Origin of the sequence: Suilimivivens aceti, assembly GCF_025567405.1 — a bacterium.
Lineage (GTDB): Bacteria > Bacillota > Clostridia > Lachnospirales > Lachnospiraceae > Suilimivivens > Suilimivivens aceti.
In genome coordinates, this window is record NZ_JAOQKJ010000005.1 from 166420 (window position 1) to 187768 (window position 21349).

Here is a 21349-nt window from a genome sequence, read left to right on the forward strand (position 1 = left end):
AGGTCGTTTCATCAGATTCTTATAGCAATCCAGCAAATAATCTCATAAATAATTGTCCCAGTCGCAAATATGCACTTCGTCCGGTTTGATATTGGTCTGTCACATCACGACATTCTCCCATCGTTCTTATCAGATCATTTTTTATTTCCACAACTGCCTGACAATCTGCCATAAAACAGCCGTTTTCAAAATGGTGATATAAACTTCGATAATCCAGATTAATTGTTCCACAAGTTGCCATACAGTCATCTGCCACACTCATTTTTGCATGACAGAAACCAGGAGTCCACTCATAAACACGAACACCATGTTTAACTAATCCATGATAAAAAGAACGAGTTATATTATAAATGAATTTTTTATCAGGGATACCAGGTGTGATAATTCTTACGTCTACCCCTCGCTTAGCAGCCAGACATAACGCATGTGTCATTTCGTCTGTTATAATTAGATATGGTGTCATAAACCAACAGTAATTTTCGGCCTTATTTATCATACTGATATAAACTTCTTCTCCGACCTGCTCATTATCCATAGGACTGTCTGCATAAGGCTGAACAAAACCTGTTTGCTGTGCTTTATAATCGTAATGAATAATGTATTTGCTAAAATCAGTATCATTCGTAGCTTTTTCATTAACAGCATTCCACATTTCTAAAAATGTCACCGTAAGCGACTGAACAGCATCTCCTTCTAAACGAATACCTGTATCTTTCCACTGTCCATACGGGTGTGTGTAATTAAAATATTCGTTTGCTAGATTATATCCACCTGTAAATCCGACTTTTCCATCAATAACTGTTATTTTTCTATGATCACGATTGTTCAAAAACAGATTTAAACCTGGCACAAACGGATTGAATACACGGCAATGAATTCCTATTGCCTCCATCTTTTTTACAAAATCTGTGTTAATAAAACCTATAGACCCCATATCATCATAGAATACCCTGACTTCCACACCGGCTTTTACTCTCTCTTCCAGAACATCTTGAATCTTATGCCAAGCTTCAGCATCTTCTATCGCATGATATTCCATGAAGATAAACTTTTGTGCTTTCGCAAGTTCTTCAAGCTGTGCCTCTAATCCCTTCACTGCTTCATCAAAATACTTGATATCCGTATTCTGATAGATTGGATACCACGAATTTCTTTGTATGTAACTTGCAATATTTCCTGCTTTCGGAATCTTTTCTTTTATTCTGCTTAAACACTCCTGATTGTCTGGAAGCATTGGTAACAATTTGCTATCAATTTCTGTATATCGCTCACGCATTTTATGCGTGCCACCATTCAAGCCAATCAATAAATACAGGCCTACACCCATAATTGGGAAAATCAGAATTAAAATGACCCAAGGCATTTTCATAGAAGATGTCTTATCTGACGCATACAATCTCAAAACTAAGATTCCACTTAAAATTCTGGTAAATAAATTTATGATTTCTGCATATTCATTCAAGCGTGTTACGATAGTAATAATAAAAATCACTTCCAGAAGAATGCAGATTATGGAAAAACACAGCCGTTTTACCCCATTTTTTGTTTTTGCTTTGCCCTCTAAAGTATCTTGTTTCATATATATTCCACCTTCCTACTTGCTCAGTTTTCTCCCTAAATTTCGTGGAACATACCAATTTTATCTTTTATTCTCTGCATTTCGTTATCTGCTTCAATGATAGCTCTTGCAGAATGAAGTAATTCTTCACTTATCTCATTATAGCCAGGCATTTCTTCAATTCCTTTTTTATAGCGAAGTTGATGTTCCAATGTTGCCCAGAAATCCATACCATTGGTTCGAATCTGTAATTCTACACGCATAGGTGTTTTACCCTTAGCAAAAAATACTGGTATTTCAACAATCATATGATAGCTTCGATAACCATTCGATTTTGGATTTTTTATATAATCTTTTATTTCAATAACTTTAATATCATCCTGTTGGGTAATCAAATCTGATATCATATAAATATCGTCAATAAACGCACAAACTATTCGAACGCCTGCTACATCATTGAGATATGTCTGTATATTTTCTGTTGTAAATTCATATCCCATCTTCTGCAGTTTATCGTAAATACTATTGGGCTTCTTAATTCTTGTTTTTATAAAAGAAATAGGATTTCGATTGTTCTCAGCTGAAAATTCATCATCCAAAACCTCAAGTTTAGTTTGTATCTCCCGAATAGCACAACGATACATCATCATTAAATTATAAAATTTTGTAGCATTATTTAAAAACTGTAGTGATTCCGGACTGTCCATCCTGAGTTTTTTTACTTCATCTTTTGTCATGGAACTTTCCTTTCTACCTCATCCCTGATTTCAAAACATTATTTATTTTGATAGTTGATTCGTTCTCCTTGAATTACTGGATAACAAATCATTTTATCACTATCCAGATTTTCTACATGCATATCTACTGCACTGATCTGATGGTTTTCATAAGTATTGTAATAATAAATACCTTTTGTAACATTACAACACGACGTATACAATGTGATTTCATATTTTCCATCCGCTACTTCGCAACATCCTCGTTGCTGATCCACAGATCCGAGAATGTGGAAGAATTGGCTAACGCTTTCTTCCTCTGATTCACCTGAAATTGCATTTACCTTTGTAAAAGCTACACGTACAAAGCGTGAGGAAGATGAGAGATCTCCCGGAAGACCTAATCCTCCCATACCTCTACTATATGCATCAAGAGCCAAATTCTCGCAGAAAGTATTTCTGGGCTGTTTAGGAGATAAATACATATAATTATTTAGTTGAAACATCTGCTGTGGAAATGGCGGATTATTCGTAAGCACTCCTACTGGATTGTCATAAATATGTAAACCATCTGACATAGATTCTACCGTAATTGACTCATTCTCATCAGAAATGATCCAGTGTAATTGTGCTAATGGGAATTGCTCGCTGAAAGGAGTATTAACAATATTAATTCGTTCAAGAAGCTCGCGAACTTCAACTAAAGAAGAACACTGACTTAAAATCCACGGAATAAATTCAAACTGTGCAATATTTTCCACATCTGGCTTAATCGCGGCATAAACAGCATTTCCGACAAAATTCAGTCCTGCCATTGCCACTCCTTTTTCATTCATAGCATCATAATACAAAGGATAATCCTCTGCAACATGAGCCATTCCAATAATTGCATAATGATTTTTCATATCGCCAACATGGCGAAAATTAAACGCATAATTACGTGGTGTAATTACTATCTGATCACCATAAGAGAATTCATAATCGAGGGTTCGTCCAAAGTAAAAATCTTTTGTTTTATAAGTTGCTGCTGTACACATGATCGTTTATCCTCCTAAATAGATTGAAATATGTCAATGAGTTTTTTTCTTGAACAATAGTATAGCACAATCTTTATTTTGTTCCAACTTCATACATGATCATAACATGTAAACTTTAAACTATTTTCCTAGATTATTTCTCCATCAGTTTTTCAAACCATGTATCTACTGCAAAAATAAACTTATCTACATCCTTCCGTTCTGCCAGCATTTCCTGCAAAGATTTATGATGCACATATTTCTCCACATACACCCAGCAGGCAATGCTGCTGACCTCTGTGATGATATCAGCGAATATCTTTTGCATACTCTGCTCTAATCCTGCTACCTCTTCTTTGGAAACGATATCATACAGATCTGGCTTCTGAAATTCACTGTCCCTGCAGTGCTCATGGATCTCATCCATCTCTGACTTTACTTTATTGCGCACGTCTTCCGGAAGTTTCATATACTCCCAAATAAATGAGACCACATCCGCTGAGGTATCTTTTTTCATTGGCGGTAACTGTATGTAATCATTCTTTTTGTCCATGTTCCCATTCTCCTACGAATTTTCTATCTACCATTGAAATAATGGCATCCTCCTCAATCATATATCTGATAATGACAGGGACCTTTGTATATTTCAGTTGCTGTGCTGCATACTTTCTTCTGTGACCTGAAATGATTTCATAAAATCCTTCCGGTCTCGGTCTTACAATCAGAGGATTAAGAATCCCATATTTCTTGATGGATTCCTGTAACTCTTTCATCTGACTGTCTGCCTGTACCTTGAATGGATGATTTTTAAAGTCCCTGAGCCGTTCAATCTCTATCTCAACGACTTTCTCATCTGGATCTCTTTGATCTTCTTTTCGTACTTCCATGTAATCCTCCTTTTCTCCTGGACAAAAAATGCCCAGACTAGACTTGTTACATCTAATCTGAGCATCTATCTTTCTCAGGTCTGAATCGTACAGACAAGAAAACCAAATTTACATCCATTGACAACCCTTTTTCTTCCCTACGCCATATGCCACACATCCGGGTGGAAAATCATAATTTTCAAATGGGTGGCAAAATCTTATTTTGGGTGGATGAAATCCTTCTGTTTTTTCAATTCCGGGTGGAAATTTCCACCCAAGATACAAAAAAAGCAGCAATGACTATTTCAATCATTACTGCTTCGAACTGATGTTCCCGGCGGGAATCGAACCCACAATTACAGCTTAGGAGGCTATTGTTATATCCATTTAACTACGAGAACAAATGCCGTATTTCCGGGCTTTTTCGACCCTTTGGCTCCGGCTGCCATCATTTATAACTCCAACACTTTCGTGATGAATTATCTCTTTCTTATCTCTTCTGATTTTTCAGATTTCGCTTCCTTAAGTGACCCTCAAACGCTACCCTTTTTCTTCAAAAGGGTTCCGCCATGGTTCTACCTTAGGAGGCGCTTGTTATATCCATTTAACTATGGGAACATTTTCATACCTTTTTAGTTTAGCATATTTATGAACCGCTCGCAACAGTAATTTCGCCACTACACACATTCTCTACACATTTTCATTTGGGAAATTAATATAGCCCTGCATCCAGATCATACCCTTGAACCGCCGTCCTACTGCTGGTTCTCCATAGAGATCTTCCTGATTGATGCACATCTCAAAAATAAGATCATTACAATTCAGGGTCATCTGATAGATTTCTTCTCCGGTCAGCTTATTTTTAACCAGATTGCAGTCCACGATCTCTGCCAGGATAGAATACTGGTCACATTCCACGCCATAGGGCATGAAATAGGTATCAACCAGACTGAATACATCTTCCTGCTGAATTCTCCTGGAAATGGTCGTATAAGTGTCCATATCCTCCAGAGTCAGACTTTCAATCGCTTCTTCGTCACCTTTTCTGGCAGCATTAATAAGCTGGCTTCTGTTGATCGATGTATTTCTGTTTTTGATCAGATCCTTTTCTGTTTTCATCAGGGGCATCATGATCACCCCATGCGTGGAAAGCGCAGAAAGTGTCAGTGTCGTTCCTTGGACAGGCAGCATCCCGGCATTCTGGACTTTGATATAAGTAACCATATTCTGCAAATAGAAGATCAAAGAAACGCCGATCTTTACATCATCGCAGACTCCGGCATAGCTTTCCTGCGCAGCATGCCGCTCTACAGTCACATCTTCCTCTGAACTGATCATGTTCCCTTTAAAGTAGGGGAAATAGTAGTCAAATGTGAACCTGTCATCTTCATCGAATTCTCCACAGACTGCTATTCCCATCCTCTCGGCAAAATCCATGCCAAAAACAGCAAGAAGCGTCTTTTCTCCGTTGGAAGTATATGCTCTGTCTGTTCCGTTCACCACAATATCTGTCAGGATCTTCTGCAGTTCTTTCCTGTCTTTTATTTTGCTGAAGCCAATCGCTCTCAGATATTTATGCAAGAATTTCACCTCCCATTTTCTTTAATCAGTCTTTAATTTATCTGATTTCCTTCATACCACCCATGTAAGGCTGAAGAACTTCAGGAATCTTCACGCTTCCATCTGCCTGAAGATTATTCTCCAGAAATGCGATCAGCATTCTCGGAGGAGCAACCACTGTATTATTTAATGTATGTGCAAAATACTTTCCGTTTTCGCCATTTACTCTGATCTTCAGTCTTCTTGCCTGTGCATCACCAAGATTAGAACAGCTTCCTACTTCAAAATACTTCTGCTGTCTGGGTGACCATGCTTCTACGTCATAGGACTTCACCTTCAGATCTGCCAGATCTCCGGAACAGCACTCAATAGTTCTTACCGGAATATCCATGGAACGGAACAGATCTACAGTATTCTGCCACAGCTTATCAAACCACATTGCAGAATCCTCCGGCTTGCAGACAACAATCATTTCCTGCTTCTCAAACTGATGGATCCTGTAAACGCCTCTTTCTTCAATACCATGTGCTCCCTTTTCTTTTCTGAAGCAGGGTGAATAACTGGTAAGTGTCTTGGGAAGCTCTGCCTCGGGAACGATAGTATCGATAAACTTACCGATCATGGAATGTTCACTGGTTCCGATCAGATAAAGATCCTCACCTTCGATCTTATACATCATGGCATCCATTTCTGCAAAGCTCATGACACCGGTTACTACATTGCTTCTGATCATGAAGGGAGGTACACAATAAGTAAATCCTCTGCCAATCATAAAATCTCTTGCATAAGAAATTACTGCCGAATGTAATCTTGCGATATCACCCATCAGATAATAGAATCCGTTTCCGGCTACCTTTCTCGCACTGTCAAGATCAATACCATTAAATCTTTCCATGATTTCTGTATGATATGGAATTTCAAAATCAGGAACAACAGGCTCACCGTATCTGGTAATTTCAACATTTTCCGTATCATCCTTACCGATTGGAACACTGGGATCGATGATATTGGGAATTACCATCATGATCTTTGTTACCTTTTCTTCCAGTTTCTTTTCTTTCTCTTCCAGTTCTACCAGTCTCCTGGCACCTGCAGCAACCTCTGCCTTCCTGGCTTCGGCCTCCTCCTTCTTGCCCTGTGCCATCAATGCTCCGATTTCCTTGGAGAGCTTATTTCTGTTTGCTCTCAGGTCATCTGCTTCCTGCTTTGTCTTTCTGCTTTCCTCATCCAGAGCGATTACTTCATCAACAAGGGGAAGCTTACTGTCCTGAAACTTCTTCTTGATATTTTCTTTCACTGCCTCAGGATTTTCTCTTAAAAATTTGATGTCTATCATAATAAAGACTCCTCTCTATAAAATACGCTTTTAATATTGTAATGTTATTATGTAACCTATTTTTATTCAAGTACTTTTTCTACAAAAATGCTCGTTTTCTGCGTAAGATCTATGATTCTATCCTCTGCAGATCCATTATCACCCTGGCTTGCTTCCAGTCTGATCACCGGTCTATCCGGGAACCCTTTACTCTGCTTCAGTACTGTTCCCCTCTTTCCATTATTCAGAAGAACCTTGCTTCCTACCGGGTAAACGGCTACAAACTCCAAAAAAATATCTACGATATCTGAATCGAAAGAAACTCCTCTATATGCCTTCAGATATTCTACTGCCTGATAAACCTTTTCTCTCCGATAGCCAATCCCACAGATCATTTCATCAAAAACATCACAAACACTTACAATTCCAATTTCCTTTCGAACCTCTGCCGGTCTGATTGGAAATCCATTTCTGTCTTTTCTTTCATGATGATAAAGAACGATCTGTTTTACCAGACCTGAAATCCAATCCTCATCCTTCAGTGCCACATATCCATACACCGGATGTTTTCGATATTCTGCTGCTTCCGTTTCTGTCATCTCATGAACATTTCTGTTTACATAATTAATTGGAAGATACCTAAGTCCGATATCATGAAGAAGACATCCGGCAGCAATATCATGAACTGTACTTTTGTCAATTTTCATCCGAAGTGCTGTAAGTGTTGCAAGTGAACATACGTTCACTGAATGCTCATAGATATCTGAGCTTCTCTCCTTAATATCATAAATTTTTTCAACGATCCTGTTTTCTTCCAGCACACTCATAATAATATGATCTGCTGTTTCAGACAGTTTCATCAGTTCTTTATTTTTTGAATACAAATGTCTTTCCATGATATGCTTCACTTTATCATGGAACTCATTCTCCAGACTCGTCTTCAGAAGCAGCACTTCATTCTTCTCTTCCAGCTTTTCCTCAATATAAACCTCTGTGATTCCCAGACTGTTTATTTTTGCAATATACTCCGGTCTCAAAACAATCCCTGCTGAAAGAAGTACCTTAAGTTCTGATGTGAGAATATCCTTTGCCAGAATTTCTCCGCCTGTTAATTCTTGTATCTTACAAAGCTTCATCTTACCTCAATTACTCCGATTTACTCTGTTTTTTCCATTGCCATCTCTAATGCCTGTTTTTCTTCTTCACCAAGAGAGATTGCACATTCTCCGTTTATGATTTCTTTTGTATAGGAATAACAACCATCTGCACTGTGTACCGAATTCAGAACAAATCCGTTGTTATTCTCATCCAGAAGGGCAAGACTGAAGCTCAGCTTTCCACCCATCTGATTAAACGCATCATATTTAATTATTCCAATTTTCTGGAAGGTTGATTCCATTCTCTTATATAAAGTATGGATATCTTTTTTATTTTTTTCAATGGATGATTTCAGAAACCGGTTATCCTCAAAGAGACCTGATATTTCATCTTCAAGACTCTTCGCACTCTTACCTGTCATGAACCTTGCATATTTCTTTTTCATTTTAGAAATAGCCCGCATGTTTATAATATTCCATATGATCAACAGAATAATGACTATAAGCATGACAGTAATGACAATTCCCAGATCCAGATTTCCTAATCCCAAACTGCTTAAAAAGGAATTATTCATCTTCTTTTGTACCTTTCTCTGTCAATTTTTTCTGATATTAATTTTGTCTTGTGAGCATATCAACGAGCTTGTCCAGGTCATCATGGTTGTAGAATTCAATTTCAATTTTTCCTGCACCATTTCCTTTACCACTAATTGAAACCTTTGTACTCAGTTTTTCTTTCAGTCTGTCCTCAATATCCTGGTAAATAATTTCAAGACTCTTGTCTGTTTCATTTGGTTTTCTTAATTTTGTAGTTGATGGTTTACCAATATTCTTTACCAGCTTCTCTACGTCACGAACACTTAATTTCTCATCAAAAATTTTCTGTGCAATATTATATTGCTCTTCCGGATCCTCAATTCCAATTAAAGCTCTTGCATGACCGGTTGAGATCATGCCATTAATTATCATCTGTTGAACTTCGTCACAGAGTTTAAGCAGACGCATGGAGTTTGTAACAGCAGTTCTGCTCTTAGATACTCTGTCAGCTACTTCGTCCTGTTTCAGATTAAACTCCGTTAACAGTCTCTTGTATGCCTGTGCTTCTTCAATAGGATTCAGATCCTCTCGCTGAATATTTTCAATCAGGGATATTTCAACAATTTCCTGATCTGTTAGGTTCTTGATTATAACAGGAACCTCTTTTAACCCTGCTTTTTTTGCAGCACGCCATCTTCTCTCTCCGGCTATGATCTCATAATAGCTTTTCCTATCCTGTACAAGGATCGGTTGCAAAAGTCCAAACTGTTTGATAGATTCAGCCAGTTCTTCCAGTGCATCTTCATCAAAATTTTTCCTGGGCTGCTCTCTGTTAGGTTCCACCTTTGTAATATTTACAATCGTTTCTCCTTCCAGCTTCTCTGTCTTTTCCTGCCTTGCCTTTGGCTCTGCCTTTTTGGAACTGACACTACCGAGTGATTCCGGTATTAAAGCATCCAGTCCCTTTCCCAATCCCCTAGCTGCCATACTTTAATCTTCCTTTCTATTTATCACTTCTTCTGCTAAAGACATATATGCTTCTGCACCTGCTGATTTTGAATCATACATATTGATCGGTTGTCCATAGCTTGGTGCTTCTGCTAACCTGATATTTCTAGGAATCAATGTTTTAAAAACCTTTTGATTTAGATGACTTTTAACATTTTCAACAACCTGCATAGAAAGATTTGTTCTAGAATCATACATAGTAAATACAACTCCTTCCATATCCAGATCCGGATTCAGTCTTTCTTTAACCAGATTTACTGTATGTATTAACTGGCTTAATCCTTCCAACGCATAATACTCACATTGAATAGGAACAAGAACTGTATCTGCAGTTGTCATAGCATTAATTGTCAACATATTTAAAGAAGGAGGACAATCTATGATAATATAATCATAACTTTCTCTTATCCACTCTACTTCTCTCTTCAGTATAAATTCCTTTCTGTCTACACCTATCAATTCAATCTCGGCAGCTGCCAGATTTACATTGGAAGGAATAATTGATACTCCGGGAATAACATCATTTAAAATACATTCCTTGATAGAGCACTCACTTAAAATCAATTCATAGATTGTGTTATCAAGATCATTCTTTTCTACACCAAATCCACTTGTTGTATTTCCCTGAGGATCTGTATCTATTACCAGAACCGATTTTCCTTTCTCAGCCAGAGATGCTGATAAATTGATAGAAGTCGTAGTCTTTCCTACTCCTCCCTTTTGATTTGCGATTGCAATCACTCTTCCCATAATTAGCTTTTTGTCCTTTCTTTTGGTCAGAACTCTTCTCTCTTTTTCAATTTTTCGTACTTTATGATTATATCACTTCTTATTTTTTTATTCTACCGGATTTAAAAACTTGTATTTTTCAATTTTTTAACCCCTATATCTAGTATAGCGTTTTTGATAATAAGCTACATATAATCAATGTTTCACGACCTTTTTTCTTCTGTTTTTGATGTTTCACAGGTTCTTACTACTAGATTTTGTATTAAAATGTTTCACGTGAAACATTATCTTGTGTTTTCTTTTTTAGCTTTAGAAATGTTTCACGTGAAACATTATTATTAATCAAAATATCACTTAAAAAGGATCCGATCAATCAGGTCATTTTTCATATATATAGCAAAAAAGAGACATCTACCAGAACCCATGATAGTGTCTCTTCATTAATCATTATCTTCTATTATTAATTTTCATAAAGATTAACAATATTATTCCTGATAGCAAATACTGCAGCCTGTGTTCTATCCGAAGCATCTATCTTTTTAAAGATATTAGAGATATGATTCTTAACCGTTCTTTCACTGATATTCAAGTTCACAGCAATTTCTTTATTAAACATACCACAGGCAACCTGTGTAAGGATCTCTACCTCTCTTTTTGTAAGTGATGCAAGCTTTTCCCTATCCATATCCCTGTTGATCAATCTGGAATTAAGAGCAGGAATTAAATTAGGCTGGATATAAGATCCTTCATCAATAACAGCATTAATAGCCTGTTTTAACTCTGCAGATCCGGAATCTTTTAAAATATATCCATTAGCACCAATATCAACTGCCTTTACAAGGTACTCTACCTCACTATGTACTGTCAGTATTAAAACTTTGAGAGGATCATTCTTCTCCTTTAATTCCTTCAATACATCAATGCCATTCATATTCGGCATATTAATATCAAGAAGAAGAATATCGGGTTTTACATTCTTCAATTTTTCAAGACACTCAATTCCATCACTTGCCTCAGCAATTACTTTCATTGATCCATCAAATTCAAGCAGTTGTTTAATACCTTCTCTGATCAAAACATGATCATCTGCAAGCATTACATTAATCATATGTTTTTATTCCTCCAAGATAAGAAAAGCTAAAATTATTAAGATGAAAAATTATAAGGAAAAGAAATAAATATTCTTGTTCCTTCCCCAATATTAGAATTTATCTCAAAAATACCGCCAAGAAGAAATACTCTTTCCTGCATAACTGATATGCCAAAATGTTTATCTGCCGGACAGCCTTCTTCCTTAACGAATCCTTTTCCATTATCAATTACTTTGATAACCAGATGATCATCTGTTTTTTTAATAGATAATTCAACTTTGGAACCTTTGGAGTGTTTTACTGCATTTAACAATGCTTCATGAACTATCCTGTATACTGATACCAAAAATAACTGATAATTCTTCTGATCCTTTTCTACCTTTGTATCAAAAATATCAACATCAGATATAAAAGTAAATTCTGGGTTCTGAGTTTTCAGTGTATCAATCAGATTTTCTATACACTGATTAAAACCAAGATCATCAAAGGACATTGGTCTTAAATCAAACACCGTATCTCTAATCTCATCAATTGCCTTTTTTAGTGTCTGTGAACAGCTTTCCAATTCGAGTTTAGCCTGAATTGGATCTTTATCAATATATAAAGAAGATAATTCCAGACCATGAATTAAATGAGTAAGATTTTGAATAGAAGAGTCATGTAACTCCCTGGCAATTCTTCCTCTTTCCTTTTCCTGCATATCCAGGATAATTAAATGAAGATTACCCTTTGTCTTCTTATGCTCTTCGATTAAAAAAGAAATTCTTTCAATATCTCCTTCTATTTTTCCTATCTTTTTATAATAGGAATCATTATCGATTTCTAATTTATCTTTTTCCTCTCTGACTTCTTTGATTTCTTCCCTATGTAAACTTTCTGCTGTTCTTGGAGAAAAAACTTTAAAATCAGATGCTTCTGTCATAGAATCTAAGAAGGTATCAATTTCTTTAATACGGTTAAGATTTTTAGATAGTTCTTTTTCAATTTTCTTTTTTTCCTGAAGCCTATCTTTTAAAAGCTCATCCAAGGTCTTCAGTTGATCATCATTCATGAGATATTATCCTAATCTAAGAATATAAAAATAATATATTCTATCATATACTAATTTCGACAATAAGAAAAGAAAAATTTTTCTTATACTTACCACAGAACATATAATATGACATTAATGTCATATTTAAGAAATTGGTTCCTTTGAAGGCAGTCCTGCTTTTCTTGGATACTTTCCCGGTGTAGCTGATTTCTTTTTTATGATAAAAAGATTTCTGTAAATATCAGAATCTGGAAGTTCAAAGGTAACCTGATTTTCATACTCGCCGCCAAGAACAGAAATGGCTTTCCCCGAAACATCAAATTCTTCTGAAACCTTTTCTGACTTATAGGAAATAAATCGACCATTCTTTTTTACAAAAGGAAGACAATATTCTGACAGGGTAGCCAGATTGGCAACTGCTCTGGAAACACAGAGATCAAAGCTTTCTCTGTATTCTTTATTTTGGGCAAAATCTTCTGCTCTTCCATGCACGGCAGTAATGTTCGTAAGCTGCAGCTTACTAATCACTTCCTTCAGAAAATTTACTCTTTTATTCAATGAATCCAGGAGAACAACAGAAATATTTGGAAAAACAATTTTCAGAGGAATACCTGGAAATCCTGCCCCCGTTCCTATGTCGATCATTCTGTATTTTTTTTCTCCAAGATCCGGAATAGCACGGATCAAAGAAACACTGTCTGTAAAATGTTTCTTCAGTACTTCATCAAAATCTGTAATTGCTGTCAGATTCATAAAAGAATTCCATTCAATGAGCATATTGTAATATAAAAGAAACTGCTCTTCCATCTCTGCAGTAAGTTCTATTCCAAACTCATTCAAATCTTTTTTTAACTGTGAAAAATCTTTTTTCAAATTATTCTACCTTATCTTTCCTGTTATATTGTTCCAGATAAACCAGAAGAACAGAAACATCTGCAGGTGATACACCGGAAATCCGGGATGCCTGACCAATTGACATCGGATGAAAGCTTTTCAGCTTCTGTCTTGCTTCAATTCGAAGGCTCGGTACACTGTCATAATCGATATCAGCAGGAATCTTCTTTCTTTCCATCTTTTTAAACTGTTCTACCTGTCGAAGCTGACGTTCAATATATCCTTCATATTTAATTTCAATCTCTACCTGTTCAATTACATCTGCAGGAAGAGAAGGTCTGTCCGGATCAATTTCAGAAAGAATCTCATAGCTAAGCTCCGGTCTGCATACAAGCTCTGCCAGATTACTTCCTGTTTTCAATGTAGAGCTGTTATGTCTTATCAGAAAATCCTGATTTTCCTTAGAAGCACCTACCGTATGCTCCTTCATACGACAGATTTCTTCTTTTATCATCTGTTTCTTTTTCAGAAGTGACTGATACTGCTCTTTACTGATCAGTCCGATCTGATATCCTTTTTCCCGGAGGCGGAGATCTGCATTATCCTGGCGAAGAAGAAGTCTGTATTCAGCCCTTGAAGTCATCATTCTGTAAGGTTCATTATTTTCTTTTGTTACAAGGTCGTCGATCAGAACTCCTATGTAGGCTTCCGATCTGTCCAGGATGATCTGCTCTCTCGAAAGAAGAAACATGGCCGCATTCACACCGGCCATAAATCCCTGAACAGCAGCTTCCTCATATCCACTGCTTCCATTCAGCTGACCACCACTGTAGAGTCCTTCCACATCCTTGAAACGTAAAGTAGGATAAAGCTGCTTTGAATTGATACAATCATACTCAATCGCATAGGCATTTCTTACAATCTTGCAATGCTCCAGTCCCGGAACTGTCCGGTACATGGCAAGCTGTACATCCTCCGGCAGTGATGAGGACATACCTCCTACGTACATTTCATTTGTATGGAGTCCTTCTGGCTCCATAAATACCTGATGTCTTTCTTTTTCGGCAAATTTAACAACCTTATCTTCAATAGAAGGACAATATCTTGGTCCGGTTCCTTCTATAATTCCTGCATAAATAGGAGATCTGTCCAGGTTTGCCCTGATGATCTCATGCGTTCTTTCATTGGTATAAGTCAGATAACAGGACACCTGGTCAATCTGTACATCCTCCGGATTGGTAGAAAAAGAAAAGGGAACAACTCTCTCATCACCAAATTGTTCTTCCATTTTAGAAAAATCAATACTTCTTCGATCCATCCTGGCAGGTGTTCCTGTTTTAAACCTTCTCATCTCTATACCCATCTCTTCCAGAGAAGCTGACAGATGAGTCGCTGCCATCAGACCATTAGGTCCTGTATGAGTAATTGCTTCACCACAAAGACATCTTGCATTCAGATAAGTTCCTGTACAGAGTACCACTGCCCTGCATTCATAAATGGCACCAGTAAAGGTTTTCACACCGACAATCTTCTTCGTGGCATTGTCATCAGAATTTGTATTTTCTTCCCAGAGAAGCTCGCAGATTTCTGCCTGTTTGATAGTAAGATGATCCTGGTTCTCCAGAACCTTTCTCATAGCTCTGCTGTATTCTGCTTTATCTGCCTGGGCACGAAGAGAATGAACAGCAGGACCTTTGGAAACATTCAGCATTTTTGACTGAATAAAGGTCTTATCAATATTCTTACCCATCTCTCCGCCAAGTGCATCCAGCTCCCTGACAAGATGTCCCTTGGAGGAACCACCAATATTAGGATTGCAGGGCATCAAAGCAATACTGTCCACACTCACTGTAAAGATAACAGTCTCAAGACCAAGTCTTGCACAGGCAAGCGCTGCCTCACAGCCTGCATGACCGGCACCAACTACACATACATCAACTTTTTCTCTGATACCAGAAGTTTTTAACATGGAAATCTATATCCTCATTTCTTCCTGAAAACAAACTTGAAAACTATTTAACTTCAATGCAGGTAAAATCTTCATTTCTGCGGTTTACAGGCACAGCCCATCTTACTGCATTGGTTAAGATCCTCTGTATCTGCGGATTATAATAAGTAGGATATTCCTCATGTCCCGGCTGGAAATAAAAGATCTTTCCATTTCCTCTTAAAAATACACATCCGCTCCGGAAAACCTCCTGATTGGAAAACCATCCGAGAAATACAATATCATCAGGCTTTGGAATATCAAAATACTCTCCGTACATTTCCTCTTCCTCCAGAAATACAGGTTCTGTAATTCCTTCTGCAATAGGATGAGAGGGATTGATACAGATCAGCTTTTCCCTTTCACCATGCTTCCAGCGCAGTGTCATAGAAGTACCAAGAAGAAGCTTTAACGGTTTGCTGTAATGAGCCGCGTGAAGTGGAATGAACCCCATGCCATTCAAAACATGTCTTTTCACTCTTTCTGCATTTTCATCTGTTACCTTATCATGAGACTGATGGCCCCACCAGAGCAGTACATCTGTATTCTTCAGAATTTCTTCTGTCAGTCCCTGTCCCTCTGACTGCAGAGTCACACATCTGACCTGCATATCCTCATTTTTGGAAAGAAAATCTGAAAGACATACATGAATTCCATCCGGATAAATCTTTTTAACCTCTTCATACATTTTTTCTTCTTCAAATTCATTCCATATTGTTACTCTTATCATAACAGACAATCCTCACAATTTTATCTATTCTGACGGTCATAGGTCATAAACAGAAATTTTTTAAATAAGCTGCTGAGCTTTCCATATCTGATAACTGATCTAAGGATCCAAAATGCTCTATTGATAAATATCCATCATATCCACTTGCAATGATCTGATCCAAAATTTCCTTCATCTGGATACATCCACTTCCTACTGCACAGGAATACATTTTCTTTCCATCAACAGTTTCCTTCGGTTCCTCTCCTTCCTTTGCAGTGAAGCTTCTGTCCTTACAATGGACATGCCGGATCCTGTCAATAAACAGCGGAAGAACTTTCAGGGAATCTTCTCCGCTATAAAGAAAATTACCTGTGTCAAAGGCACAGTAAAGATCAGGAATTCTTTTAAGGAAAACAGAAAGCTGTTCTGCAGTGGCAAAAGGCGCTTCCTTTCCATCAAAATCTTCCAGTACGACCATGATATTTCTTCTCTTAGCATATTCACAGATATCCTTAAGAGCCATTATCATTTTATCTAATTTTTTCTGATAAAGAAAGGGGATAAACTCGACTTTCTTCAAAAAACCAGGAATCAGCATTATCCTTCTGATATCATGCTTTTCTGCAAAGTCAACCATTCTCCTTCCATCTTCCACTGTATTCCCATGAGCAAAATCAAAAAATCCATACATACAGCTTACAGAAAAATCTGCTTCCTTTAAATTTTTGAAAAGAGAAGCTTCCTCCTTTACAGCCCTTTCATAATCAAGCTCTACAGCATCTATGCCAAAGGATCTTACATTTTTATAAATGTTCTTTACTGGTTTAATATGATTCTGCCTTGCCGCCTCTTCAATATGATCATAAAAAACAGCTATTTTCATCTTTTTATCCTTTCTACTTACCCATACAGAATTTGGAAAATATTTCGTTTACAAGATCGTCTGAAACTTCTTCTCCAATAATAGATCCAAGAGAAGTATAAGCGCTCATCAGGTCAATGGAATAAAAATCTTCCGGCATATGATTTTCAATACTTTGCTTTACCTGCTTTAAGCTTTCCAGTGTCCGAAGCAATGCTTCCTTATGACGCATATTAGTAATGACCACTTCCTGATCCGGATTAATCTTTCCTGTGAAAAACATATCCTTTACATTATTTTCAAAAAGATCAATTCCTGTAGCATCCTTTGTTGAGGTTCTTATCATAACAGAATCCTTTCCTGTCATTTCGAGAAGATCATCCTCATTAATAACAGAAGGAAGATCTGTTTTATTCATAAGGATCACTGATTTTTTATCATGGATCATTTCAAAAATCATCTGGTCATTGCCGTCCAGGGGAACCGATGCATCTACTACATAAATAATAAGATCCGCGTCCATGGCTGCCTTTCTGGCTCTTTCCACACCGATTTTTTCCACAGTATCCTCTGTATCACGGATTCCTGCAGTATCAATCACATTCAGGCTGATTCCATGAAGATTGATATTTTCTTCCAGAACATCCCTTGTTGTTCCTGCAATATCCGTAACGATCGCTTTTTCTTCACCGGCAAGAATATTCAGAAGTGAGGACTTTCCGGCATTTGGTTTTCCAACAATGACAGTTTTGATCCCTTCCTTCATGATCCTTCCACTGTCTGCAGACTGTAGTAGGTTATCCACAGCTTTTATTAAAAAATCTGTTTTTATCAACAATTTTTCAGGATAATCATCAAGACTGATATGTTCAGGATCATCCAGTGCAGATTCTATAAATGCAATCTCATAAATAATATCAGAACGAAGCTGCTTTACCTTCTCTGATACTTTTCCCCGAAGCTGTCCTACTGAGCTTTTCAGTGCCATATCATTTTTGGAAGAAATCACATCCATAACTGCTTCTGCTTCTGAAAGATCGATCCTTCCATTTAAAAAAGCACGTTTTGTAAATTCACCCGGTTCTGCCAGTCTGGCTCCATTCGTTATCACAAGCTGCAATATCCTGTTCATCACAAGCATACCACCATGGCAGTTAATTTCTACTGTATCTTCAGTTGTGAAGCTTCTTGGACTTTTCATGACACTTACCATAGCTTCATCAACAGTTTCTTCTCCATCCTTAATAAAGCCATAATGAATCGTATGACTTTCTGCATCCTTTATTTTAATATTTTTATTTGCCGGTAAAAAAATTCTCTCAGCTACAGCAAAGGATTCTGATCCGCTGATCCTGATGATTCCAATTCCTGAATTTGTCATACCGGTTGCAATTGCCGCAATTGTATCTGAATTATACATTTTTTTCCTTTTCCATTTAAAAGAAAAAGCCGGGGCAAATATGATATCTGCCCCAGCTTTCAGCGTCTTATTTCTTTAAAGTAACAACAACTCTTCTGAAAGGCTCTTCTCCTTCACTGTGGGTTGTAACATATTTATCATTCTGAAGCGCTGAATGGATGATTCTTCTTTCATAAGGATTCATAGGCTCCAGAGATACACTTCTCTTTGTTCTCTTAACCTTATAAGCAATATTCTTTGCAAGATTTTCAAGAGTCTCTTTTCTTCTCTTTCTGTAATCCTCAGTGTCAACCTTAACTCTTATATATTCTTCAGAATCCTTATTTACAACTAAAGATACCAGATACTGCAGGGAGTCCAATGTCTGTCCTCTCTTACCGATCAGTACACCCATTTCATCTCCACTCAGCTCGATGTCAATGTTTTTATTCTCTTCATCGTATTTTACATCAACAACAACTGCCATATTCATGGCCTCAAATACATCTTTAAGGAAATCCTTTGCCACATCGGCTACAGAAGATTTTGCCTTTGCTCTGATGATAGCAGGTTTGGCACCAATTCCTAAAAAGCCTGAAGAACCTTCTTCTACTACTTCATATTCAAGTTTATCACTGGGAACCATCAGCTTCTGGCACGCTTCAGTGATAGCATCATCAACAGTTTTTGCAGAAAATTCAGTAAATTCCATATTTCCTTACCCCCTATTTATTATTCTTTTCGTTATAATCTCTTACCATATTGGCCTTGGCTGCAAGAGAACCAGGCTTTGCATTCTTTGCGTAGCTTCCTATACTGTCCTTTGCTGCCTCATTCTTTTCCTTATCTGAAACAGATTTTACAGCAGCCTTCTGTGTCATTGACTTCTTTGGAGCTGCATTTACATTTCTTGTATTGATCGTTGCATTTTTGTTTAATGTCTTAGGATCAATCCCTGCTTTTTTCAGCTTTTCTTCTCTCTTTGATTCATTTTTCTTAATAATCTCATCAATATCCATCTTATCAATGTGCTTATTGATCACTACCTGCTGGATACTTCTTACAACAGAACCCGCGATCCAGTAAAGTCCCATACCGGCAGGAAGTGTAAAGCAGAAAAATGCTGACATAAGAGGCATCATTGTATTCATCATCTTCATGGACTGTGCCATGGAATCCTGCTGTGCATTTCCACTTGTTCCTGTAGAAGCCTGTGGCATCAGCTTAGTGTTGATCCACTGTGTAAGTGCAGAAAGTACAGGAATGATCACTGCTACGATCAATCCAAGCCACTGAATTCCATCCGGATGATTCCATGCCTGGCTTACCATATAGGAAGGTGAGTTTCCAATATTGATACCAAGGAAATTATTATAAGTATCGATCAGACCTCTTGTGGAATCATTACTTAAGATCAGTTGTCCATTATAAGTAAGATCTGCAAGGTTGTAATGTGCTGAAATCTCACTCATGTCAGAAGAAGAAAGCTTATTCAGTACATCAATGATTCCATTGGAAAGGTTAGTATCCAGACTCTTACTGTACATCTTTACCGCACTGGAAATCGTACTTGTTTCTGAATTTAATAAAAAGCTTCCCTTATCTGTAGCAATAATCTGATCTGCCAGTACACGGAATGTATCTCCGATTTTTGTTACATAAGCAGGCATTGCATAGATAACACGATACAGTGCAAACAGGATAGGCATCTGAATCAGAAGCTGGACACAGCTTCCGGAAGGTGATACACCATACTTAGCATAAACTGCCTGAGTTTCCGCATTCATGGCCATCATGGAATCATTATCTTTTCTGTTCTTGTACTTGGCCTGGATTGCCTGAAGCTCAGGGTTCATCTTGGCAGAAAGCTTACTGAATTTCTGCTGCTTGATCGTAAGAGGCATTAAAAGAAGATATATAACAATGGTGAACAGGATAATGGAAAGACCTACATTGGGAATTCCAATCTTGTCCAGTACAAAGAAAATACCCTCCATAAGATAACCTAATACTTTGGCGATTGGTCCTAAAATAGCACCATCATATGGGGTTAATATAATTCCTGACAAAATTTGCTCCTCCTGATTTATTCTCCTATAGAAGCCTGTCCTTACGGAACCGGATCATAGCCTCCCTTTGAAAAGGGATTGCATCTGATAATCCTCCATAAAGCAAGAAATCCCCCCTTAAAAGCACCATATTTTTCTACAGCCTCAAGTCCATATTCCGAACAGGTAGGAAAGTAAGGGCATTTCGTACTTTTGAGAGGAGAAATATATTTTCTATAGAAAAGAATCAATAAAATCAATATTTTTTTCATTTCATTTTTCAAATATGCGGATCAACACCGTCTACTGCTTCCAGTTTCTTCATATTTATAATATGATGAAGCTTTGCAAGATGTAATAAAGCGCTTTCTGTCTCCTGATAGGTAATGGCAGAAGCACTGTTTCTGGCTATGACTACTATATCTAAACCACTATTAAATATATTTTCCTGTAGTCTGTAACTTTCTCTTATCAATCTTGTTATTCTGTGTCTTATAATACTGTTTCCTACTTTTTTACTGACAGATATTCCCAGTCTGTTTCTCTCTGAATTATTTTCCATTACATACATGACCAAATATTTGTTGGCATAAGATTTGCCATTTCTGTAAACATTCTGGAAATCACAATTTCTTTTTAATGATTCGGAAAACTGCATTATTTTTAAAGACCTCCGTGAAAAAAAAGGCCACATAATGCGGCCTTATGCTGATAATACTTTTCTTCCTTTAGCTCTTCTAGCGGCTAATACTTTTCTTCCACCGGGAGTACTCATTCTGGCTCTGAAACCATGAACCTTTGAACGCTGTCTTGTCTTAGGCTGGAATGTCATCTTCATTACGATACACCTCCTTTACGAAACCTTAATCTATTTTAAGGTAAACAAATATTTGGTTCTTGTGAAAATATCATTTAAGATTATATAAGAAGAAACTGCTTCCGTCAAGAAAAACAGCGCTTTTTTTATCCACAAAGTTATCA

22 protein-coding genes, 1 tRNA gene and 1 pseudogene are annotated in these 21349 nt (G+C 37.2%); all 24 read right to left on the reverse strand.

All coding sequences use genetic code 11. The features are described 5' to 3' along the window. Positions 1-19: 19 nt before the first annotated feature. Positions 20-1579: a cardiolipin synthase gene (gene cls / locus OCV77_RS07375; RefSeq protein WP_262574351.1), complete on the reverse strand. Its 1560-nt coding sequence runs from the start codon at positions 1577-1579 to the stop codon at positions 20-22. A gap of 35 nt (positions 1580-1614) precedes the next feature. Further along, positions 1615-2295 (reverse strand): GTP pyrophosphokinase, encoded by a 681-nt coding sequence (locus tag OCV77_RS07380; protein ID WP_118771655.1) that lies wholly within the window; start codon positions 2293-2295, stop codon positions 1615-1617. Positions 2296-2333: 38 nt separating this feature from the next. Then, on the reverse strand, positions 2334-3311 hold the full coding sequence (gene bsh / locus OCV77_RS07385) for a choloylglycine hydrolase (RefSeq protein ID WP_262574352.1): 978 nt from the start codon (positions 3309-3311) through the stop codon (positions 2334-2336). A gap of 133 nt (positions 3312-3444) precedes the next feature. Continuing rightward, on the reverse strand, positions 3445-3843 hold the full coding sequence (locus OCV77_RS07390) for a hypothetical protein (RefSeq protein WP_262574354.1): 399 nt from the start codon (positions 3841-3843) through the stop codon (positions 3445-3447). Positions 3844-3868: 25 nt separating this feature from the next. Beyond that, positions 3869-4177, reverse strand: a pseudogene (locus tag OCV77_RS07395) (ParB N-terminal domain-containing protein); the annotation flags it as partial. A gap of 308 nt (positions 4178-4485) precedes the next feature. Next, positions 4486-4557, reverse strand: a tRNA-Arg gene (locus OCV77_RS07400). A gap of 289 nt (positions 4558-4846) precedes the next feature. Next, entirely contained in the window at positions 4847-5746 is a 900-nt protein-coding gene (locus tag OCV77_RS07405; RefSeq protein WP_317246628.1) for a DUF3881 family protein, read from the reverse strand. A 28-nt stretch (positions 5747-5774) separates the two neighbouring features. Then, positions 5775-7052 carry a serine--tRNA ligase gene (gene serS, locus OCV77_RS07410; protein ID WP_262574358.1) on the reverse strand — a complete coding sequence of 426 codons (1278 nt, stop codon included), beginning with the start codon at positions 7050-7052 and terminating at the stop codon, positions 5775-5777. Positions 7053-7114: 62 nt separating this feature from the next. Continuing rightward, the gene (locus OCV77_RS07415; RefSeq protein ID WP_262574359.1) at positions 7115-8167 is read right to left on the reverse strand and encodes an HD-GYP domain-containing protein; all 1053 of its coding nucleotides are present in this window, start codon (positions 8165-8167) and stop codon (positions 7115-7117) included. A 20-nt stretch (positions 8168-8187) separates the two neighbouring features. After that, on the reverse strand, positions 8188-8703 hold the full coding sequence (locus tag OCV77_RS07420; protein WP_118798447.1) for a DUF4446 family protein: 516 nt from the start codon (positions 8701-8703) through the stop codon (positions 8188-8190). Between the two features lie 37 nt (positions 8704-8740). Continuing rightward, the gene (locus OCV77_RS07425; protein ID WP_262574360.1) at positions 8741-9652 is read right to left on the reverse strand and encodes a ParB/RepB/Spo0J family partition protein; all 912 of its coding nucleotides are present in this window, start codon (positions 9650-9652) and stop codon (positions 8741-8743) included. Between the two features lie 3 nt (positions 9653-9655). After that, positions 9656-10423 carry a ParA family protein gene (locus tag OCV77_RS07430; RefSeq protein ID WP_118798449.1) on the reverse strand — a complete coding sequence of 256 codons (768 nt, stop codon included), beginning with the start codon at positions 10421-10423 and terminating at the stop codon, positions 9656-9658. A gap of 439 nt (positions 10424-10862) precedes the next feature. Further along, a complete protein-coding gene (locus OCV77_RS07435) occupies positions 10863-11510 on the reverse strand; it encodes a response regulator (RefSeq protein ID WP_262574362.1) in 648 nt (215 codons plus the stop codon). A 38-nt stretch (positions 11511-11548) separates the two neighbouring features. Continuing rightward, positions 11549-12544, reverse strand: a complete 996-nt coding sequence (locus OCV77_RS07440; RefSeq protein ID WP_262574363.1) for a sensor histidine kinase — start codon at positions 12542-12544, stop codon at positions 11549-11551. A 126-nt stretch (positions 12545-12670) separates the two neighbouring features. Further along, entirely contained in the window at positions 12671-13399 is a 729-nt protein-coding gene (rsmG, locus tag OCV77_RS07445) for a 16S rRNA (guanine(527)-N(7))-methyltransferase RsmG (protein WP_262574364.1), read from the reverse strand. Between the two features lies 1 nt (position 13400). After that, positions 13401-15329 carry a tRNA uridine-5-carboxymethylaminomethyl(34) synthesis enzyme MnmG gene (gene mnmG, locus OCV77_RS07450; RefSeq protein WP_262574365.1) on the reverse strand — a complete coding sequence of 643 codons (1929 nt, stop codon included), beginning with the start codon at positions 15327-15329 and terminating at the stop codon, positions 13401-13403. A 43-nt stretch (positions 15330-15372) separates the two neighbouring features. Then, a complete protein-coding gene (locus tag OCV77_RS07455) occupies positions 15373-16077 on the reverse strand; it encodes a ThuA domain-containing protein (protein WP_118798454.1) in 705 nt (234 codons plus the stop codon). Between the two features lie 43 nt (positions 16078-16120). Continuing rightward, complete coding sequence (locus OCV77_RS07460) at positions 16121-16942, reverse strand: sugar phosphate isomerase/epimerase family protein (RefSeq protein WP_262574366.1); 822 nt, start codon at positions 16940-16942, stop codon at positions 16121-16123. Positions 16943-16955: 13 nt separating this feature from the next. Further along, complete coding sequence (gene mnmE, locus OCV77_RS07465; protein WP_262574368.1) at positions 16956-18341, reverse strand: tRNA uridine-5-carboxymethylaminomethyl(34) synthesis GTPase MnmE; 1386 nt, start codon at positions 18339-18341, stop codon at positions 16956-16958. A gap of 67 nt (positions 18342-18408) precedes the next feature. Next, on the reverse strand, positions 18409-19032 hold the full coding sequence (gene jag, locus OCV77_RS07470; protein ID WP_262574370.1) for an RNA-binding cell elongation regulator Jag/EloR: 624 nt from the start codon (positions 19030-19032) through the stop codon (positions 18409-18411). Positions 19033-19045: 13 nt separating this feature from the next. Continuing rightward, positions 19046-20389, reverse strand: coding sequence for a YidC/Oxa1 family membrane protein insertase (locus OCV77_RS07475; RefSeq protein ID WP_262574371.1), 1344 nt, complete (start codon positions 20387-20389; stop codon positions 19046-19048). Between the two features lie 41 nt (positions 20390-20430). After that, complete coding sequence (gene yidD / locus OCV77_RS07480; RefSeq protein ID WP_118798593.1) at positions 20431-20640, reverse strand: membrane protein insertion efficiency factor YidD; 210 nt, start codon at positions 20638-20640, stop codon at positions 20431-20433. An 8-nt stretch (positions 20641-20648) separates the two neighbouring features. After that, on the reverse strand, positions 20649-21026 hold the full coding sequence (gene rnpA / locus OCV77_RS07485; RefSeq protein ID WP_262574372.1) for a ribonuclease P protein component: 378 nt from the start codon (positions 21024-21026) through the stop codon (positions 20649-20651). 45 nt (positions 21027-21071) lie between these two features. After that, complete coding sequence (gene rpmH, locus OCV77_RS07490; protein WP_118798459.1) at positions 21072-21206, reverse strand: 50S ribosomal protein L34; 135 nt, start codon at positions 21204-21206, stop codon at positions 21072-21074. Between the last annotated feature and the right edge of the window lie 143 nt (positions 21207-21349).

Bases quoted from the DNA above. Each gene is read 5' to 3' on its own strand.
- OCV77_RS07420 (WP_118798447.1), bottom strand. From the start codon at position 8,703: ATGAATAATTCCTTTTTAAGCAGTTTGGGATTAGGAAATCTGGATCTG.
- OCV77_RS07380 (WP_118771655.1), bottom strand. From the start codon at position 2,295: ATGACAAAAGATGAAGTAAAAAAACTCAGGATGGACAGTCCGGAATCA.
- OCV77_RS07415 (WP_262574359.1), bottom strand. From the start codon at position 8,167: ATGAAGCTTTGTAAGATACAAGAATTAACAGGCGGAGAAATTCTGGCA.
- OCV77_RS07430 (WP_118798449.1), bottom strand. From the start codon at position 10,423: ATGGGAAGAGTGATTGCAATCGCAAATCAAAAGGGAGGAGTAGGAAAG.
- rpmH (WP_118798459.1), bottom strand. From the start codon at position 21,206: ATGAAGATGACATTCCAGCCTAAGACAAGACAGCGTTCAAAGGTTCAT.
- OCV77_RS07435 (WP_262574362.1), bottom strand. From the start codon at position 11,510: ATGATTAATGTAATGCTTGCAGATGATCATGTTTTGATCAGAGAAGGT.
- yidD (WP_118798593.1), bottom strand. From the start codon at position 20,640: ATGAAAAAAATATTGATTTTATTGATTCTTTTCTATAGAAAATATATT.
- OCV77_RS07460 (WP_262574366.1), bottom strand. From the start codon at position 16,942: ATGAAAATAGCTGTTTTTTATGATCATATTGAAGAGGCGGCAAGGCAG.
- rnpA (WP_262574372.1), bottom strand. From the start codon at position 21,026: ATGCAGTTTTCCGAATCATTAAAAAGAAATTGTGATTTCCAGAATGTT.
- mnmE (WP_262574368.1), bottom strand. From the start codon at position 18,341: ATGTATAATTCAGATACAATTGCGGCAATTGCAACCGGTATGACAAAT.
- serS (WP_262574358.1), bottom strand. From the start codon at position 7,052: ATGATAGACATCAAATTTTTAAGAGAAAATCCTGAGGCAGTGAAAGAA.
- OCV77_RS07440 (WP_262574363.1), bottom strand. From the start codon at position 12,544: ATGAATGATGATCAACTGAAGACCTTGGATGAGCTTTTAAAAGATAGG.
- jag (WP_262574370.1), bottom strand. From the start codon at position 19,032: ATGGAATTTACTGAATTTTCTGCAAAAACTGTTGATGATGCTATCACT.
- OCV77_RS07390 (WP_262574354.1), bottom strand. From the start codon at position 3,843: ATGGACAAAAAGAATGATTACATACAGTTACCGCCAATGAAAAAAGAT.
- mnmG (WP_262574365.1), bottom strand. From the start codon at position 15,329: ATGTTAAAAACTTCTGGTATCAGAGAAAAAGTTGATGTATGTGTAGTT.
- bsh (WP_262574352.1), bottom strand. From the start codon at position 3,311: ATGTGTACAGCAGCAACTTATAAAACAAAAGATTTTTACTTTGGACGA.
- OCV77_RS07455 (WP_118798454.1), bottom strand. From the start codon at position 16,077: ATGATAAGAGTAACAATATGGAATGAATTTGAAGAAGAAAAAATGTAT.
- OCV77_RS07425 (WP_262574360.1), bottom strand. From the start codon at position 9,652: ATGGCAGCTAGGGGATTGGGAAAGGGACTGGATGCTTTAATACCGGAA.
- cls (WP_262574351.1), bottom strand. From the start codon at position 1,579: ATGAAACAAGATACTTTAGAGGGCAAAGCAAAAACAAAAAATGGGGTA.